General features: G+C 72.0%; 5 protein-coding genes. 3 read left to right on the forward strand and 2 right to left on the reverse strand.

Features of this window, described 5'->3' with window-relative positions; translation table 11 throughout:
• Positions 1-253 (forward strand): Beta-galactosidase C-terminal domain (locus GH736_RS21145; RefSeq protein WP_203230893.1); only part of this gene is annotated, 253 nt, incomplete at its 5' end.
• A 15-nt stretch (positions 254-268) separates the two neighbouring features.
• Here GH736_RS21145 and GH736_RS21150 read toward each other — a convergent pair.
• Both GH736_RS21150 and GH736_RS21155 read right to left on the reverse strand, forming a co-directional pair.
• Positions 269-610: a hypothetical protein gene (locus GH736_RS21150; protein WP_159606821.1), complete on the reverse strand. Its 342-nt coding sequence runs from the start codon at positions 608-610 to the stop codon at positions 269-271.
• Between the two features lie 28 nt (positions 611-638).
• Complete coding sequence (locus GH736_RS21155; RefSeq protein WP_159606823.1) at positions 639-1,091, reverse strand: Lrp/AsnC family transcriptional regulator; 453 nt, start codon at positions 1,089-1,091, stop codon at positions 639-641.
• Between the two features lie 105 nt (positions 1,092-1,196).
• Between GH736_RS21155 and GH736_RS21160 the strand changes: the two genes are divergently transcribed.
• Positions 1,197-1,832, forward strand: a complete 636-nt coding sequence (locus GH736_RS21160; protein WP_159606825.1) for a LysE family translocator — start codon at positions 1,197-1,199, stop codon at positions 1,830-1,832.
• 9 nt (positions 1,833-1,841) lie between these two features.
• Positions 1,842-2,315: an NUDIX hydrolase gene (locus tag GH736_RS21165; RefSeq protein WP_159606827.1), complete on the forward strand. Its 474-nt coding sequence runs from the start codon at positions 1,842-1,844 to the stop codon at positions 2,313-2,315.
• The last annotated feature ends 151 nt before the right edge of the window (positions 2,316-2,466 follow it).

Consider the following 2,466-nt stretch of genomic DNA (forward strand, 5'->3'; position numbering starts at 1 on the left):
GACGCTGCCCGACCCCGAGGCGCTCGCCCGGTTGGCCTCGCGGCTGGTCGAGGAGGCCGGCGTCGAGGTGCCTGCGCCGGTCGCGAACGGCGACACGGTCGAGGTCGTGCGACGTGGCGGGCTCGTGTTCGCCATCAACCACGGCGCCGACGATGTCGACCTCGTCGTCGAGGGCACCGACCTGCTCACGGGGTCGCGCGCAGCGGGCCTCGTGCTGCCGTCGCAGGGGGTGGCCGTCGTCCGTCCCGACTGAGGCGCCCGGGCGGCCTCAGCCCCGGGCAGCCCGTCTCGAGACGGGGAAGAGCTCGGTGCGCTCGACCGCCCCATCGCGCTCGCCGGCGAGGGCGAGGCGGCGCGGGTCGGCGAGGTAGCCGTCGAGCCCCGCCTGCTCGGCGAAGCGGATGACCTGCACCTCGAGCGGATGCCCCGCAGCGCCGTCCCCGCGCACGCGCTCGAGCACCTCGCCCCGGTGATCGGCGACGAAGGCGAGCACGCGGTCCTCGTACGCGGTGAGCGCATCCTCCCGTCCGGGGTGCGCCCACAGCAGGCAGCAGAGCGTGATCGGGGCCGCGGTCTCGGGGTCGTCGGCGCGGAAGTCGGCACTCGGCATGGTGGGGATCGTACTCCGGCGCGACCCGTCAGATCGGCAGCGAGCGGTCGTCGACGATCGTCTTCATGACGAGGGTCGACTCGACGCGACGCACACCGGGCAGCGCCGAGAGGCGTTCGTCCCAGAGCCGCTGGTAGGCGGGCAGGTCGGGCACGGCCACGCGCAACAGGTAGTCGGGGTCGCCGAACAGGCGCAGCGCCTGGATCACCTCGGGGATCTCGGCCACCGCGGCATCGAACGCGGGGATGGTGGCCCGGTTCGCCTGGTCCATCGTGACGAACACGAGCGCGCCGAAGCCGAGCCCGACGACCTCGGGGTCGATCACCGCGCGGTAGCCCGTGATCGCGCCCGACTCCTCGAGCGCACGCAGCCGTCGGTGCGTCGGCGACATGCTGAGCTGCACCCGCTCGGCCAGGTCGGTGAGGCTCAGGCGTCCGTCCTGCTGCAGCTCGGCAAGGATTCTCCGGTCGATGGCGTCCATGGGGTGGATTCTTCCACGGGCGCGGGCTGTAGAGGAGGAAGTTGGAACCACCTTCCACGCGATCTTCCGTACGTTCGTCGTATCGGACGACGATCGGGGAACACGATGGACGCGCAACTGCTGCTCGCATGCTGGGGCATGATGACGTTCATGGTGCTCGTGCCCGGGCCCGACTGGGCCTACGTCATCGCCGCCGGCACCCGCGATCGCACGATCGTGCCGGCCCTCGGCGGCATCCTCATCGGGTACCTCCTGGCGGTCATCGCCGTGGCCGTGGGCGTCGGGGCGGCACTGGCGGCCCTGCCGTGGGCGCTCGTGGTCCTCACCCTGGCGGCGGCGGGCTACCTTTCGTACCTCGGCATTCGGATCCTGCTGCACCCGCCGGCCGTCGCTATGGCGGGAACGACGAGCGGGGCCGACGAGCCGGCTGCGTGGCTGCGCCTCGCGCAGGGAGTCGGGGTGAGCGGGCTCAACCCCAAGGGGCTGCTCGTGCTCGTCGTGCTGCTGCCGCAGTTCACCGACGCGGCAGGCGACTGGCCGATCCCGGTGCAGCTGGCGGTGCTCGGGCTCATCTTCGTGGGCAGCTGCGCGCTGGTCTACTCCGTCGTGGGCGTCGGTGCGAAGGCCGTGATCCGTGCGCGGCCGTCGGCCATGCGGATCGTGTCGCGGGTGTCGGGGGCGGCGATGGTCCTGCTCGCGATCGTGCTCGTCGCCGAGCAGCTCGCCCACCTCAGTCGGTAGCGTGGCCTGATGGCCACTCCCGACTTCGTGCTCGAACTGCGCCGGCATCTCGGCACCCGTCCCCTCTCGTTCGTCGGCGTGACCGCCGTCATCCTCCGCGGCGACGAGGTGCTGCTGGGCCGCCGCTCCGACAACGGCGCACTCACCCCGATCACCGGCATCGTCGACCCCGGTGAGGAGCCGGCGGATGCCGCGTGCCGCGAGGCGCTCGAGGAGGCGGGTGTGCGCATCCGGGCGGACCGGCTGGCGTGGGTGCACCAGATCCCGCGGATCACCTACGACAACGGCGACCAGGCGGACTACCTCGACCTGACGTTCCGGTGCACGTGGCTCGAGGGAGAGCCCTATCCTGCCGACGGCGAGATGACCGAGGTGGGATGGCGCCGGCTCGACGACCTCGGCGATCTGTCGGACGAGCAACGGACTCGCATCAGGGTGGCGCTGGCCGAGGATGGCGGCGCCCGCTTCGAGGGTGGGGCCTGACCCGGGACCACAGCCGGAGCGACAGCCGGTGCGGCGGACGGTGAGGTGCATACGACAGGTCTCCGGGTGGGCGCGAGGGACACCCGGTGGACATGCGGCGAGCAGGTTGGATCAGATTCCGGACGGCCCATCGGGGCGCCGGCTACATCAG

Source organism: Agromyces humi, from assembly GCF_009720255.1.
In the GTDB taxonomy this organism is placed as follows: domain Bacteria; phylum Actinomycetota; class Actinomycetes; order Actinomycetales; family Microbacteriaceae; genus Agromyces; species Agromyces humi.